This window comes from Halobacillus ihumii, assembly GCF_902726645.1.
GTDB lineage: Bacteria > Bacillota > Bacilli > Bacillales > Halobacillaceae > Halobacillus_A > Halobacillus_A ihumii.
Genome location: NZ_CACVAO010000001.1, coordinates 2,544,397 through 2,559,855, shown reverse-complemented (window position 1 = coordinate 2,559,855; position 15,459 = coordinate 2,544,397). Strand labels below are relative to the sequence as shown.

Genomic DNA, 15,459 nt, shown 5'->3' with positions numbered 1-15,459 from the left:
TGAACTGAACCTTTGAAACAGAATAACCGAAGAGAAGAACACCATGTTCAAACTATGAACGGGCCACAATTGCACCGCAAATCATGACCTCATGCTGATCCGGGTCTTGAATTTGGAACCAGCCAAAGTCGCCGTAACTCTCTATTTCTTTTGTTATGCGGAACCCTTTCTCTTTTACGTTCCGAAAGCTATTTTCTAAATTCTGAGCACAAAAATTAAACACAGGGTTAGTTATCCGTCCAAACTTATAATGAGGATCAAACTTATGATCATCAATGGTCAGAAATACCTCCCCTTCCAAAGGGAGATTATAAACCGGTGACTCAACATTTTCTTCGGAAAACGGAAGATCCAGCAATTCACTGTACCACCTGGCAGATCTCTTTAGATTTTTAGTGTGTATAAAAACTGCATGAACTTCTGGGCGCAAGTTTTTTGTCATCTTCATCACTCCTCTAAAGTAAGTATTCGATCTCTGGCTCTATAAACCTTGTTTCCAGCTAAAAAAACCCACTCGTTTTCAGAGTGGATTTCATCTATGTTTATTTACTTATTCAGCCTTGCACATTATGAAATACAGCAGGGTCTGCACATAAAAAGGTAAAATGATTGGGTAGAACTTCTATCCGTGCAGGAGTGCTCCCCATAATTTCCCCATCCATATCTACCTCTTTTTCCTCTTCCACCTCTACACTGATCTGCTGTCCCTGCATATGTGATAACTCCTGGAATTTACTAGGATCTGCCCCAGGCTTGTTCATTGTGAGGAGTTCTTTAAATGTAGTAAGGTTGGAATTCTTCACAATTAATACATCCAGCTGGCCATCCTGAAGCTTGGAATCAGGAAGAGGAACTTCTTTTGTCCCAATAAACCGCCCGTTCATGACTAATACCATTACCGCTTCCTCGCTGACCGTTTCGCCATCAATTCCTAAGGTGAAAGAGAATGGCTCTGTTTGATTCATCGTCTTGATGGCGCTTATAAAATAACTCAATACACCAATACGATTCTTTTGTTCTGCGTCAATGTTAAAAGAAGCTTCTGTCACGAGCCCTATTCCCCAGAAGTTTGTAAAATAGCGGTTACCAGCCTTTCCTATGTCCACCTTCACTTCTTCCCCTTGAAGAAGCTGTGTTGCGGCGAGCTGTAAATTTTGAGGTGTGCCTAATACACGGCTGAAGTCGTTACACGTTCCCCCTGGAAGAAGAGCGATAACGGGTCTGGATTTTAAATGAGCTAATTGGTTGATACATTCGTGCAATGTTCCATCTCCGCCTAAAATCACAAATACATCCACGATAGGTCCATACTCATAACAAACCTTCCTTAATTCCTCTAGTGAATGTGTCTGCACGACTGTTAACTCTTTAATTGCCTGAGCCAGCACCGGCAGTGTAACGGTTAAACTTTGGTTGAGACCTTCACTTTGGGCAGTCCCATTATATATAAAAACTCCACGTTGATAACGAGGCATAACGTATCCCCCCTCTGACTCTTATACCCGATGGGCATCTATTTTATCAGTTACTGAAACTTTACCAAAAGAGAATACCAATAGAAAGGCGGAGTACAAAATCATTTACCTTCATCACTCGTTGTCTTATAATAAATTTGTTTAGGAGGCTAATTAATTTATGAATCGTGACATATACCCTTTGCTTGGTTACAACATCAATGTGATCTCCCATTTTATTCAAAATTTATTTAACGAGAAACTAAGTGAGTATGGATTAACTCATTCACAAGCGAAAGTCATATATTTTCTGGCGAATCATGGAGAACAAAGCCAAACTGATTTGCAAAAAAGATTGTACATTAAAGCTTCTTCAATGAACGGGATTATCGAATCCCTTTTAAAAAACGAATGTATAACGAAACATAACTGTCCCAACGACAAACGTTCTAAGCTCATTAAGCTGACCGACAGGGGAGTTCAACTGGATAAAACCATTTGGACTATTGCTCAGAATTTAGAAAAGGAAATCGGCGTCGGACTTTCTGATGAAGAGCAGCAAATGATGCTCTCATGGCTTGAAGTCATTCAAAAAAACTTAAAACATTTAAAAGAGAGGTCCTGACTATGAAAGATCAAAGTCAGCGTCTAGGAACCCAGCCGATTCCGAAGTTATTATGGAATTTATCTATTCCTGCCATGATCGGCATGTTTGTTATGGCGCTTTATAATGTTGTTGATACATTATTTATTGCAAGAGGAGTTGGAATCCTCGGTGTGGCTGGTGTTAGCATCGGCTTCCCAGTCATGATGATTATGATGGCCATCTCAGCGGCTGTTGGAATCGGGGGTGCATCAGTCATATCAAGACGGCTTGGCGAGAGTAAACCGGAAGCCGCAAATAAAGTGTTCGGCAATATTATCTTTATTATTTTACTCGTAAGCGTAGTCGGAATAGTAGGTGCCTTCACTTTTATGGAGCCGCTGCTAGTTTTGTTCGGTGCTACCCCTGACATTCTTCCCTACGCGGTCGATTACCTTTTCCCCATTATGATTGGATCTGTGTTTTTTTCGTTTTCTTTTACGACCAACAGCATCATTCGCTCAGAGGGAAACTCCCGCTTCGCTATGATCACGATGATTATTCCTGCTGTTTTAAATATCATCCTGGATCCCATTTTTATTTTTGTTTTAGATTTGGGTGTTCAAGGAGCTTCCATTGCGACAGTCATTTCTCAGGCTTCCACCAGCATAGTGGTCTTACATTACTTCCTTACAGGCAAATCGAGTCTTGAGTTAAGATTGTCTGAGATAAAACCAAAAATGTCAGTCATAAAAGAAACACTAACGATCGGGATGCCTGCTTTCGTCCGTCAAGTTGCCGGAAGTGTCATGATTATTTCTATTAACTTCATGTTAATTAAGTATGGCGGCGACTTTGAAGTAGGCGTTTTCGGGATTGTCCATAAGTTAACCATGTTTACCATCATGCCGATGATCGGAGTCCTTCAGGGCATGCAGCCCATTATCGGATATAACTATGGAGCTAAACAGTTCACGAGATTAAAAGAGACCATCATGCTTGGCATGAAAGTCGTCACGATCATTTCTGCTTTTATCTTTATCGTGATGATGGCACTACCTGAAATTCTTATGCATATCTTTACGGGGGATCCCACCGTCATTAACTCGGGTGCCCATGCTATGAGAATCATGTTTGCAATGTCGTTTCTAATTGGAGTACAGGTCGTAAGCGGCGGACTTTATCAGGCACTTGGCATGGCTAAGCCTGCTCTGATCCTTTCGATGGCGCGGCAAGTTTTATTCCTTATTCCCCTGGTCTTACTTCTTCCAAACTTCTTTGGTGTAACCGGGGTTTGGTTAGCCTTTCCGTTGGCAGATATTCTGGCTTTTACCTTATCTATTTTGTTTTTATATAAGGATCGGAAGCTATTTTTTAAAAAAGCGGAGGACCCTCCTCCCTATGCATCCATCCACCCGAATTAAGAACGATTCAGCGCCGTCTCATGAAGAGACGGCGTTTTTCCATTAATTGATAGATTGATATAGCAAGCTTTGACAAATTAAGTTAAACTTAGAAGGGAGTAGACAGATTTCAAAGGATGACGCATATGAATTATTCGATCCGAATTATAAAGTGGTTTACACGACGAGACGACCAGTTATTTAAGCTAAGGGAAGCTGAAACGATAAGTCGATTTTGGAAAGTTTTTTTCACCATCATGTTGTTAACGGTGCTTACATACATTTGGACAGCGTGGATTGGCCTGGGCACTGATCCTTTGTCCATGAATATGACCGAGCTAAGCGGAACTGAATATGAACTGTACAAGGCCTGGTTCATAATTGGGCGTATAGCATATGGACTGCTCCTGTTTCTTGGAGTCCTGCTCTTTGCACCCTTGTTATTTTGGATTATGTTCGGCCTGTCCTATCAAAAAACTATGGTCATCCAAATGAGCGTTTTACTAATTATGCTGCTAGAGCGTATTACATGGATTCCACTTATGGTGTATACCGGACTAGATTGGTATGTATCGCCTTTCTCGTTTGGTGTAATAGCTTCTTACATAACAAATATTGAATGGGTGATCTATTTCTTTGGAGCGATCTCCCTTTTTCAGATCTTTATCATTTGGTTTCAAATCAAATGTCTTTCCTATCTATCCACATCCAGAAAAGGCCGAATTATTATAGGTGTGATTCTTTGGCACCTGACCTTATGGGCAGGCACAGCAGCTCTGACTCATTATGATACATATCTCGTGCACCTACTTACATCCTAACGCAGGGAGGAAGACGATGAGAACACGCTATAAAGTAAGAATTTGCGGTTTAGTAGTCATTGCTTTTTTAACCCTTAATGCCAGCCTCATCTACTTCGATAAAGATCAGCAAGTAGAACAAAAATCCTATATTAATGAATGGTCGGCTGCCTTTACGGAGGACCTCTTTGAATCGATTCATACAAGTGGTGTTTTTACTTCTAATGAAACCACCCCTGTTTATTTTGATAAACAATCCGGAGTTTTCCAGGAATTCTTAGTGGAAGAAGGTGATGAGATTTCTGAAGGTGATGATCTCTATACATATCAAGTCACGGATTATCAAGACCAATTGAATCAATTGGAGACAAAAGCTGCACGCTTACAAGGAGAAATCACCTCCCTCACAGACTACATTAATGAGCTCGAAAGCTTTACAATTCCTGAAACAGGTTCGGCATCCCAGCCTTCTTTTTTCTCTGAATCTTCACCTGGTGATTCCTTCTCACAAGACCCGGAACCACAACAGGAAAACAGCGAATCTCAAAACATCGAAACGGAATTTATGAAACAGAAAGCCATTGCGGAGAAAGAACTTCAGCTCTCACAAAAACAGGCTCACCTTTCTATGGTAGAGAATCAGCTGAGTCAGCTGGAAGATACGGGGCAATCGATTACAGTAACTAGTGAATTTTCAGGAGTCGTAACGAATTTGTCTGAAAACCTCCATCCCCCTTTGCTTACCCTGTCTTCCAGTAATTTGATTGTCAGTGGAGAACTCTCGGAGGAACATAGAAAACAGGTAAAAGAAGGGATGAATTCTTATGTAAGAATACCGAACTTAGAGTTAGAAGTTAAGGGTTTAGTTGAAAGCATTAAACCATTCCCTCAGTCGGTTGATGTTCAGCATCCCAGTCATTACCCATTTGAAATCGTCATCGAAGAAGACAAGGAAAAAGTAAAACCTGGCTATCATGCAAACGTTGAAATTATAACGGCTGAGGCCATCGATGCCGTAGCTGCTTATGATGACGTGTTAAAGAATGGAGAAAACTCCTCAGCGTGGGTCATGAACGATCGTGGACGCTTGGAAAAAAGAGAAATCGAAACAGGGATCATAGAAGATAGAATAGTAGAAGTAACGGAAGGATTAGCGAAAGGAGAGCTTTTAGCGGATCATCCTAAGGAAGAGTTTCGTAATGGGGCTGTGTTTCTTACACCATTGAAACTGGATCAGTTCGAGGTTCAGAATCTCTTTGACGTTGCCCCTTCCCTTATGCTTGATTACGGACTATTAGGGCTGATGAACAGATAATACTTTCCACAATTCTGACCTGATGCAAGAGCTCCTATTCTATAATCCTTTCTTTTGCCTTCTGTTTTTTCACATGGGATGATAAATAGCAAGAGATGATTACTAAGGGGAAAACAAAATGAAATTAAGTGTATTGGATCAATCTCCTGTGCTATCAGGGATAAATCCACGTGATGCTTTACAACAGACAACAGAGTTAGCGAAATGGACTGACCAGCTTGGCTATCACCGGTTCTGGGTAGCCGAACATCATAGTACTCATAGTTTAGCAGGTTCTTCTCCTGAAGTGCTAGCAGCCCATCTAGCTTCACAAACGGAGAAGATCCGGATAGGAACAGGAGGAATACTTCTTCCACACTATAGTGCCTATAAAGTGTCTGAGACTTTCCGTGTCCTGGAAACATTGCATCCTAATCGAATAGATTTAGGAGTGGGACGCGCCCCTGGCGGTATTCCAAATGTCAATTTAGCCTTAAATAGAGGAGAAATTCCAAATATAGAAGGTTATCCTGCACAAGTCGAAGAACTAATCGCCTATCTACACGGAGAAGATCCGCACGGTATGGGTGTGTTTGCCTCTCCGCAAGGGAGTACAGCACCGCCGGTTTGGATGCTCGGTTCAAGCGGAACAAGTGCAAGAGTGGCAGCGGACCTTGGTGTCTCCTATTCATTTGCGCATTTTATTAGCGGGTATGGCGGAGCACGAGCCATGGACCGTTATAAAGATGCCTTCCAGCCTTCTCTGCAGCAGCAAAGCCCGCAAGGAAACGTCTCCATATTCGTCGTTTGTGCTGAGTCTGACCAACAAGCTGAATTCTTGGCTGCTAGTTTAGACCTAGCTCTGTTAAAAATTGAACAAGGCGGGATTCGCTATCATTTCCCTACACCCGAAGAGGCATTCAGCTATCCATATACGATGGCTGATGAGCAGCGTATCCAGGAAAACCGTAACCGTATGATCGTTGGCTCAGTGGAAAAAGTTAAAGGGGAGATAGAAAGTCTAGCAAATTATTATCAAGTGGACGAGGTTATTGTAAATACCATTGCTTCCCCGTTTGACGAGCGCATGAAATCCTATGAACTATTAGCTGAGGCTTTTCAACTCCGTAACCGTGAACCTACATTGTGATAGAATCTCCTCTACACTATGACTTCGGTCATAGTGTTTTTTGTGCCCTCTTCTGTTAAAAGTTTCATTTTATAGAAATTTCCACTTCATTTTCTTTGAAAAGCGCCGATATCATATGTTGTCAGACATCATATGATAGGAGTGGAAACATGAAGAAATATTGGTTCAGTCTATTTTTACTAACAGGACTATTACTGGCTGGCTGTGCTGATCATGAAGCAAAATCCGAAGATACAAAAGATGAAATTAGTGCCGGTCTGCTTGTAACCGAGAGCGGACTTGGTGATGATTCGTTTAGCGATTCAGCCTTCAAAGGATTAGAACAAGCTAGGGACGAACTAGGAATTACCTTCGATTATCGTGAACCTTTTGATAAAAAATATAAGGAACATATGAAGGACTTAATTGAGCAGGATCATGACGTAATTATTGGACTCGGCTATAATTCGCAAGCCGCCATTGATGAATTGGCACAGGAATACCCGAAGCAGCAGTTTGTGTTAATTGATGCCGTTTCTGAATTTGATAATGTAACATCCATTACCTTCAAAGAGGATGAGGGCAGTTACTTGATCGGACTGATTGCCGGGATGAGGACAAAATCCGGCGTCGTTGGCTTCATTGGAGGCGAAAGAATTCCTGTAGTAGAACGATTTGAGACTGGATTTACAGAAGGTGTTAAAAAAGTAAATCCTGATGCAGAAATACTTATTGAGTATGCAGGAACTTTTGATGATGATACTAAAGGGTCTAATATTACCAAATCTATGGTTGAAAAAGGCGCCGATTTTGTATTCCCTGCTGCAGGATTTACGGGGATTGGGGCGTTAAAGGAAGCTCAAAATCAAGGAATTTATGCTTTTGGTGTCGATAGTGATCAATTTTTTGTTGCAGAAAAAGCCGTTGTTACATCGATGTTGAAGAACTTGGATGTAGCCCTTTATGATGTGATGGAGCAGCTTGTTAATGGAGAACGGCTGGAAGGCGGTCAGATTACACTCGGAGTGAAGGAACAAGGTGTAGGACTTGCACCCATTCGATTGATTAATCTAACCGACGAACAACAAGCCGTACTGGATAAGGAGATGGGACAATGACAATCAAACGACGATTATATACCTTGACCTTACTCCCCCTGCTGCTTAGCTTGATACTTATCTCTTTTATTGTTTATCAAATGACTAGTCTTGAAAGCTCCTCCAATTCGGATGTTGCTGTGCTGTTAGAGTCTAAAGAGGTAAATGGTCAACTTGTCACGCTTGAGCAAACGCTGAATACATACGGGTATAACCCTTCAACAGCCACGAAAAATGAAGCTTTAAGTCAAATGAAAATAACAGAAACAGCACTTGAAGAACTTGGTCAATTGATGGTTACCAGCGAACAGGAACGCTGGTACACTCAAGCTGTCGCCAAGTATGAGAACTGGCACCAAACCGTAACAGAAGCGCTCGAGGCAGAAGATGTTAACGAGATCCAGCGTCAGTCTGCTCGTACCTCTGGAATATTAAATGATATGTACATGTTACAGCAAGAGTCTCGCGTCTGGTATGACAACAACTTAGCTGATCAAGCAAAAACAGTAAGTCAACTAATCCTTTTTGCTATTATTGCGGGGATAGCCTTGGTAGTGTTGTCCACTTTTTCTACCTTCCGTCTAAATAAACATATAGCGAAACCCATAAAGGATTTAGCTGTTCAGGCTTCCAAAGTGGCGGAAGGTGACTTGACAACAACCATTCATGTCTCTGAAAAAGAAAAGGATGAGATTGGTCAACTTAAGCGCTCGTTCCAAGTGATGGTGGACAACCTGACGTCGACGGTTAAATCAGTACATCAAATTGGAGGAAATGTGGAACGATTTAGTTCCAAATTGAATCACGAAATGTCAGGACTCTCTGAAGTCACACAGCAAGTAACAAGCTCGACAGATGAGTTAGCTCAAGGAAGTCAATCCATTTCAAACGATATTCAAGATGTAGCCTCCCTGATGGAACAAATGCATCAGGCTTTTGAAGCAAATACGCAAGAAAGTCAAAAAGCCTCAGAATCAAGCACAGCTGCTCTCTCTAAAGTTTACGAAGGACAGACAGCTATTAAAGAACAACGCAAAGTTATGGAGAAAAATAAAGGCTCGATTACGAAAGTGGAAGCTTCCGTTCAAGACTTCATCGGATATACCGACCAAATTGAAGTGACAGTTAAGCTCGTAAATGATATAGCAGAGCAAACTAATTTGCTTGCTTTAAATGCAGCTATTGAAGCAGCCCGTGCCGGTGAACATGGTAAAGGATTTGCGGTCGTTGCGGAAGAAGTGAGAAAGCTAGCTGACCAATCAACTGATGCTACCAGTAAAATCTCAACTATGGTTCAACAGATTAAATCCGGTGTAAATGTGATTGAACAGGAAATGACGGAAACTGTTTCGCTGACTGTGAAGCAAACTGAAGCCGTCGACTTGTCTGAACAAGCTTTTACATTGATAAAAACTCAAGTAGACACAATCAATGAACAATTACATGAGGTTGTTGAAGGGATGGTTCGATCCAAAGAACAAAGCCTGCAAATTACAACTTCAGTTGAAAATGTAAGTGCCGTAACGGAAGAAACAGCTGCAGGAACGGAAGAAATATCCGCCTCAGCCGGTGAACAGCAGCATGCCTTCCAGCAAATGACGGAAGAAGCTAGTAAACTAGGAAACATGGTCAATCAAATGAATAAAGAACTGGAACATTTTAAATGGTAACTAATCAAAGGAGCATCCAATGGGTGCTCCTTTGTTACATCCTTTGTTATTTTACTGGAATCCAAATTTCGGAATAACAGTTCGGACTAGAAGGGTCATCCAGGTTAATACGTAATGAAGAAAACTTTTTTATGTAATTCTACTTTTCAGCAATACACACAAGCTCTGAAAAATCATTCATCATTGTTTTGGCAGGATTATGTTCTAAATCATTTTTCATTTTGCTTAATCCTGCATAGTAGTCATCATCACTAATAATCGTAAGCACAGAAATATCTCTGTTCTCTGCGAGTTGCAGGTAGTCCGTTACCTTCAACTTTTCCATTTGATAATTAGTTTCCAATCGTACCTTAAACCCTCTGTCTTCGAGTTCTCGAAAAATCCTTTGCTTTTGCCAGAATCTCTCTAAATCTTCTGTATATGCAGAAGGAAAGTATTGATAGATCCACCAATTCTCCATGTCATGGACATTTATATTATGGGTTTTAAAGATTCCGCCATCTTTTAAAACTCGATAAACCTCGTCCAGCACCTGTGACTTCCTAGTAAAATGATGAAACGCATAATTATTTATAATGAAATCAAACGAATTGGATACATAAGGGAGATCTTCTGCTAATCCTTGTACTAAATTACCCCTCTTAAGCTTCTCTCTGGCTTTGCCAAGCATAGCTTCTGAAGCATCCACTCCGTGCCATTCTATTGAATGAGCATCAAAGTGCCCCATTTGGTGATCTAAATAAATTCCTGTCCCGCAGGCTAAATCCATAACATTATAATGCTGCTGAGGTTGACCATGAATATAACCTTCCAGATGGATGTCAAACGCTAATTCATCAAATCTAAATGAATTGTTGTCGTAGACTTCTGCCACTTTTGAGAAATCTGTCGCCTTCATAACAACATTCCCTTCTATGTTAATCTTTTATGAAAATAACTGCATTCCCCACCATTTCCGCATTCTAACTACCGCAGATCCTTATTAGGTTTTAGAATCGTCCTTTGCAACGGGGCTCCTCCCATGGATACGTTTTTTTCAACAAAAATATAAGGCCTCCCGTCTATGATAAATTTGCGATCACCTTTATAACTGACCACTCTTCCTTGCTGGAGGAGTTCACTATGAATAGCTCTTACATGCTTTTTATAGTCTCTATACCTTTCATCGAAGTCAATAACGATGTGGTCCTTCTTATAACCCATTATCCAGTTAAAACCCAACAATATTGAACCAAACGTAACTAATAAAATAATGACATTCATTCCTTTACCTCCCTTCTAAAGGTAAACAATCATGATATTTCATTACCTAATAATTACTTCAACGAATCACTTATAATTTCCTTTAGAAGATTACTCTCTCACCGCAACAAAGAGACAAAGATTCTTCCATCTTTGTCTCCTTAAGGAACATGATAATTAAAGCTTTCCGATATTCACCAACTCTTCTGTCTTTATTGAGTCTGTGCTTCCATCCAAAATTTTTCGGACGTCTGTTAATGTATCTAGAAGACTTACTGACTCTCCTTTTTGACCTGTGAATGCTTCCGCTACATAGAAAGGCTGCGTAAGGTAGGCCTCCCTAAAGAATAAAAATGCAGATAGTTTTACGTCTGTTCTCTTATATGAGTAAATTGTTCTAGAGCAGTTTTTGATAATCTTGTTCTATTATCTACGATTATGGGAATCCTAATAAAGAATAAGGTTGATATCATAGAGCACTGATATATATCATTTGCAAAGCCTATTCATAAGCTATTTATCTTCAAAATCTATACTATTTTTCGAGGTGTTATAATGATTGATAAAATGTTTTACAAGACTTTACTTAAAAAGACGTTCTCAAATCCAATCCACATAACATTTTGGGATGGAGAAACAGTGCAGTATGGAGAAGGTGCGCCGGATTTTAAGCTCACTTTTCATGATAGTATTCCAAAGGGGGATCTGCTTCACGACCCATCCATTGCCTTTGGTGAAGCTTTTATGGATGGAAAAATAGAAGTAGAAGGAGACCTCAAAGAACTCGTAACCTCTATGTACCGCAGCCAGGAAAGCTTTCTTGGTAATAATCAAGTCTATGCAAAACTTATAGAAAAGCTTTCTAATACCAAAAAACGCAGCAAAGAAAATGCTACGTTTCACTATGATATCGGTAATGATTTTTATAAATTATGGCTTGATAAGACGATGACCTATTCATGCGGTTATTTCAGAACTGCTGACGATTCCCTTACGACTGCCCAACAAAACAAAGTGGCCCATATTCTGAAGAAGTTGAACCTTAGGGAAGGTGATACATTATTGGACATCGGATGCGGCTGGGGCGAATTAATTCTTACGGCGGCCAAACAGTATGGGGTTAAAGCTACTGGCGTAACATTATCAGAAGAACAATATGAGCGTGTAAAAGAACGTATTACCGAGGAGCAGCAAGAAAATTTCGTAGACGTTCATTTAATGGATTATCGGGATATAAAGCATCAGCAATTTGATCGTGTCGTCAGTGTGGGTATGATTGAACATGTAGGTCAAGATCACTTAGAGGAATACTTTCAAAAAGTAAATGAATTGCTGATAGATGGCGGGGTATCCGTCCTCCACTGTATTACTTCACCCAGGGACGGCGGGACAAACTCATGGATCGATAAATATATTTTTCCCGGCGGATACATCCCGGCTGTAAGTGAGCTTGTCCATCATATAACAGAGCACGACTTCCTTTTAACGGATTTGGAAAGCCTGCGCAGACATTACGCGAAAACACTGGAAAAATGGGCTGAAAACTTTGAGAACGTGCTAGATGAAGTACGGAAATCAAAAGATGAGCGATTCATTAGAATGTGGAGACTTTATCTCAACTCCTGTTCTGCGTCCTTCGAGACGGGTAACATCGACTTGAGCCAATTTATATTTACGAAGGGGACGAACAATTCGATACCTTGGACGAGGGATTACATGTATCAATAAAAGGAAGATTCTAGAAATAATGAAGAGACAAAGATATTGAGCCTTTGTCTCTTTTTCAATATTACTATTAAGGAAGAAATCCTTCTTGACTCACATGAATTTGGTCTTTGGAGAATGATTTTTTTAATCGATCATACATCAATTGGCAAGCTGATGGACTATACCACTCCTCTAACCCCAACTCTTCATATAGAGAAGATATACCCAGGTTTTTTGTTCTCCTTCCTCCACTGCCATCACCCATGAAATAATCATCAAGACAGACTCGATTGACAATGTCTGATAATGTATTCGAAAACTCATGACTGCTTGGTAATAAGGGAGCGATGGTTGCCTGGGTTGGAATACCTGCTTCTTTCAGCAGCTGAAGAGTTTTCAATCGTCCTCGAATAGGTGGAGCATGCGGCGTAAAATGTTGTCGAATATCTTCACGGTCAGTTTCTACCGTCAGGCTCACCCGCACTTTATCTTTAAGCTGTAGAAATAAATCGATATCCCTTCGCACTAACGGGCTTCTTGTTTGAACGAATAAAAAGTCAGGCTGGTTCTCTGCCATGACTTCCAGGAGCGACCTGGTAATTTCCTCTTTATACTCAACAGGTTGATAGGGATCAGTGCTTGACGACATAAAAATCGTCACGTTTCCTTTTGCTTTGGCACGAGTTAGTTCTTTTTCCAATAATTCAGCCGCTCCCTGTTTGATATCCACCCATGATCCCCACTCTTCCTTTCTGAAGGTTGAGACAGGCATCTTTCTTACATAACAAAAGGAACAGCCAAAGGCACAGCCTGTATAGGGATTCAATGAATGACTGTACCCGGATAAATATCCTGATCCCTTATTAAGGATAGTCTTTGGATTTTTATATAGTAAATGACTTCTCAATATGATTCACCTTTACTTGTTTCTCGATTTGTAACAAATTCTTCTTCATTTCCAATCCTCCACGGTAACCTGTTAACGATCCATTCTTACCTACTACACGGTGGCAAGGAATGAATACAAGCACGGGGTTGGCCCCAATTGCGGTCCCCACTGCCCGCACAGCTGACGGCTTTCCGATCATATGTGCAATTTGCGAATACGTACACGTTTCACCATAAGGGATCTGTTTTAATACTTCCCACACTCTATGTTGGAATGCTGTCCCTTTGATATCTGTCGAAAATGTGAATCGCTCACGTTTGCCTTGTAAATACTCCAGCAACTCCTCTTTCACGGGTTGTAATTTGTGATCGTCCTTGATAAACTGCGCTTTCTGGAAACGGTGATAAACCCAGTCCTCCATCTTTTGAATGGAACAATTCGGTTCCCCAACAAAACAGAGTCCCTTTGATGTGGCTGCCAAGTAACATTCCCATTGATTATATTTAAAGATAGACCAGTATAACATTTCACTTTTTACAACACTGTCATTGGGTTGATGATTTTTCCTGTATTTAGCAGGGGGCACACCTCTCTTTTTCTTAAACAGCGTAACAAAATAGGCGATGTTAGGAAGCCCCACAGCTATCCCTATATCTGTTATCGATTTATCCGTCAACTCAAGCTGATGAATCGCTTGTTCTATGCGGGTTTCTTGAATATACTCAAGCGGACTCATCCCTTTAACACGTTTAAATGTACGCTGCAAATGGCTGGGACTGCCATGGCTGATTTCCGCCAGCCTTTCTAACTTTATCGGTTCAAAGTAGTGTTGACCAATCCATTCTGCGATCTGCTCTACCCACTCATGATCTGGCAGACTCAGACCATCAGGTTTGCATCGTTTACAAGGGCGAAATCCTTCTCCTTGAGCTTTCTTTGCGTTCTCAAAAATACGGATATTCTCCCTGTTGGGAGGTTTAGATTTGCAGGACGGCCGACAGAAAATCCCGGTTGTTTGAACACCATAAAAGAACACGTCATCATATGCAAGATTATCAGTAACAATTGCCTTCCAATACTCGTTTGGCACGTGTGATGTTTCCATAAAATCACCCCTAAGAGAATTGTACCCCAAACAAGTTGATAAGAAAGGTGTTCCGAATATGAAAGCAAGATATTGAAACTATTTTGGAGCAAAAATATTCGACTAACTAAACGGACAAGTATAAAATAAAACAATTGGATTTTTTTTATTAGAAGGTGTTAATATGTTGAAAGCATATGGTTCGCTGACTTTCTGCGTAGTAGTATGGGGAAGCAATTTCGTATTTGGAAAGATATTAGTTCAGGAATTCTCTCCAGCCATGTTAACCATGCTGAGACTTTTGTTTATTGTATTGTTGTTACTAGGAATAGCTGCTTACAAAAGACATTTGAACAAAATGAGTAAAACCGATATCCTATCGATCCTTTGCCTAGGAGTTATCGGTGTCTTCATCAATCAATGGTCATTTTTTGAAGGCTTGCAAACAGCAGACCCAACTACATCAGCATTAATCTTGGCAACGACCCCTATTCTGACTGGTTTTCTAGCATCTATTTTTCTAAAAGAAAAGATAACCAGACGCATGTTAATAGGATCTATTGTAGCCATAATCGGTATTTATTTTGTTGTAACAAAAGGTAATTTATCTTCCTTACAAGTTGAACGAGGGCTCTTATGGATAGTGGTAACGATGGTCACCTTCGCGATTATGATTATTATGACAAGAGGGATGTCCAAACGATTAGATTCTCTTACGATTACCTTGTATTCAAATATAGTAGGGTTCATTGTTTCGATTCCGTTTGCATTTACATTGGATCACCCTATTCGAGTAAGTTTTGAGTTCCCAGATTGGGCATTCCTGGCCGGGACAGCTATTGTAGTACATGGAATGGCTACACTAATTTGGAATACAAACATTCGTTATGTTGATGCATCAAAAGCATCGATTTTATCTAATTTAGAACCCTTTGTGGCGATGATTATGGGATTAATCCTGTTATCTAAATCGATAACGAGTTCAGAACTCATAGGTTCGCTATTTATTGTGGGAGGAGTCCTACTATCAACTTATCAACGTAAAAGGATACCCAACCGTACTGTGTCTAGTAAGTGATGCATTGTAAAAAGAAGGTAAGAGGTTGG

The 15,459-nt window shown here is 40.5% G+C and carries 15 protein-coding genes; 9 read left to right on the top strand and 6 right to left on the bottom strand.

The genetic code is table 11. The features are described from left to right. Positions 1-52: 52 nt before the first annotated feature. Positions 53-442, bottom strand: coding sequence for a VOC family protein (locus tag G6R08_RS12770; RefSeq protein WP_163528444.1), 390 nt, complete (start codon positions 440-442; stop codon positions 53-55). 112 nt (positions 443-554) lie between these two features. Then, a complete protein-coding gene (locus G6R08_RS12765) occupies positions 555-1,475 on the bottom strand; it encodes a YegS/Rv2252/BmrU family lipid kinase (protein ID WP_163528442.1) in 921 nt (306 codons plus the stop codon). Between the two features lie 160 nt (positions 1,476-1,635). Between G6R08_RS12765 and G6R08_RS12760 the strand changes: the two genes are divergently transcribed. From G6R08_RS12760 to G6R08_RS12730, 7 genes are all read left to right on the top strand, one after another. Beyond that, the gene (locus G6R08_RS12760; RefSeq protein ID WP_163528440.1) at positions 1,636-2,079 is read left to right on the top strand and encodes a MarR family winged helix-turn-helix transcriptional regulator; all 444 of its coding nucleotides are present in this window, start codon (positions 1,636-1,638) and stop codon (positions 2,077-2,079) included. A gap of 2 nt (positions 2,080-2,081) precedes the next feature. Beyond that, the gene (locus G6R08_RS12755; RefSeq protein WP_163528438.1) at positions 2,082-3,461 is read left to right on the top strand and encodes an MATE family efflux transporter; all 1,380 of its coding nucleotides are present in this window, start codon (positions 2,082-2,084) and stop codon (positions 3,459-3,461) included. 125 nt (positions 3,462-3,586) lie between these two features. Then, entirely contained in the window at positions 3,587-4,261 is a 675-nt protein-coding gene (locus tag G6R08_RS12750) for a hypothetical protein (RefSeq protein WP_163528436.1), read from the top strand. 16 nt (positions 4,262-4,277) lie between these two features. Then, positions 4,278-5,555: an efflux RND transporter periplasmic adaptor subunit gene (locus G6R08_RS12745; protein ID WP_163528434.1), complete on the top strand. Its 1,278-nt coding sequence runs from the start codon at positions 4,278-4,280 to the stop codon at positions 5,553-5,555. Between the two features lie 118 nt (positions 5,556-5,673). After that, positions 5,674-6,684 (top strand): LLM class flavin-dependent oxidoreductase, encoded by a 1,011-nt coding sequence (locus G6R08_RS12740; RefSeq protein ID WP_163528432.1) that lies wholly within the window; start codon positions 5,674-5,676, stop codon positions 6,682-6,684. A gap of 149 nt (positions 6,685-6,833) precedes the next feature. Beyond that, positions 6,834-7,781 carry a BMP family lipoprotein gene (locus G6R08_RS12735; protein ID WP_163528430.1) on the top strand — a complete coding sequence of 316 codons (948 nt, stop codon included), beginning with the start codon at positions 6,834-6,836 and terminating at the stop codon, positions 7,779-7,781. Further along, positions 7,778-9,430: a methyl-accepting chemotaxis protein gene (locus G6R08_RS12730; RefSeq protein WP_163528428.1), complete on the top strand. Its 1,653-nt coding sequence runs from the start codon at positions 7,778-7,780 to the stop codon at positions 9,428-9,430. Before G6R08_RS12735 ends, G6R08_RS12730 begins: the two co-directional genes overlap by 4 nt. Before the next feature lie 139 nt (positions 9,431-9,569). On the opposite strand, the gene G6R08_RS12725 is transcribed toward G6R08_RS12730, so the two are convergent. Next, a complete protein-coding gene (locus G6R08_RS12725; RefSeq protein WP_163528427.1) occupies positions 9,570-10,328 on the bottom strand; it encodes a class I SAM-dependent methyltransferase in 759 nt (252 codons plus the stop codon). A gap of 68 nt (positions 10,329-10,396) precedes the next feature. Further along, a complete protein-coding gene (locus tag G6R08_RS12720; RefSeq protein ID WP_163528425.1) occupies positions 10,397-10,693 on the bottom strand; it encodes a hypothetical protein in 297 nt (98 codons plus the stop codon). Positions 10,694-11,227: 534 nt separating this feature from the next. Between G6R08_RS12720 and G6R08_RS12715 the strand changes: the two genes are divergently transcribed. Further along, the gene (locus G6R08_RS12715) at positions 11,228-12,400 is read left to right on the top strand and encodes a class I SAM-dependent methyltransferase (protein WP_163528423.1); all 1,173 of its coding nucleotides are present in this window, start codon (positions 11,228-11,230) and stop codon (positions 12,398-12,400) included. Between the two features lie 67 nt (positions 12,401-12,467). On the opposite strand, the gene G6R08_RS12710 is transcribed toward G6R08_RS12715, so the two are convergent. Together G6R08_RS12710 and G6R08_RS22130 are read right to left on the bottom strand one after the other, a co-directional pair. After that, positions 12,468-13,286, bottom strand: a complete 819-nt coding sequence (locus G6R08_RS12710) for an SPL family radical SAM protein (RefSeq protein WP_163528421.1) — start codon at positions 13,284-13,286, stop codon at positions 12,468-12,470. Continuing rightward, positions 13,264-14,373 carry a bifunctional transcriptional activator/DNA repair enzyme AdaA gene (locus tag G6R08_RS22130; RefSeq protein ID WP_163528419.1) on the bottom strand — a complete coding sequence of 370 codons (1,110 nt, stop codon included), beginning with the start codon at positions 14,371-14,373 and terminating at the stop codon, positions 13,264-13,266. Before G6R08_RS22130 ends, G6R08_RS12710 begins: the two co-directional genes overlap by 23 nt. 163 nt (positions 14,374-14,536) lie before the next feature. On the opposite strand from G6R08_RS22130, the gene G6R08_RS12700 reads away from it, so the two are divergent. Further along, positions 14,537-15,430 (top strand): DMT family transporter, encoded by an 894-nt coding sequence (locus tag G6R08_RS12700; protein WP_163528417.1) that lies wholly within the window; start codon positions 14,537-14,539, stop codon positions 15,428-15,430. The last annotated feature ends 29 nt before the right edge of the window (positions 15,431-15,459 follow it).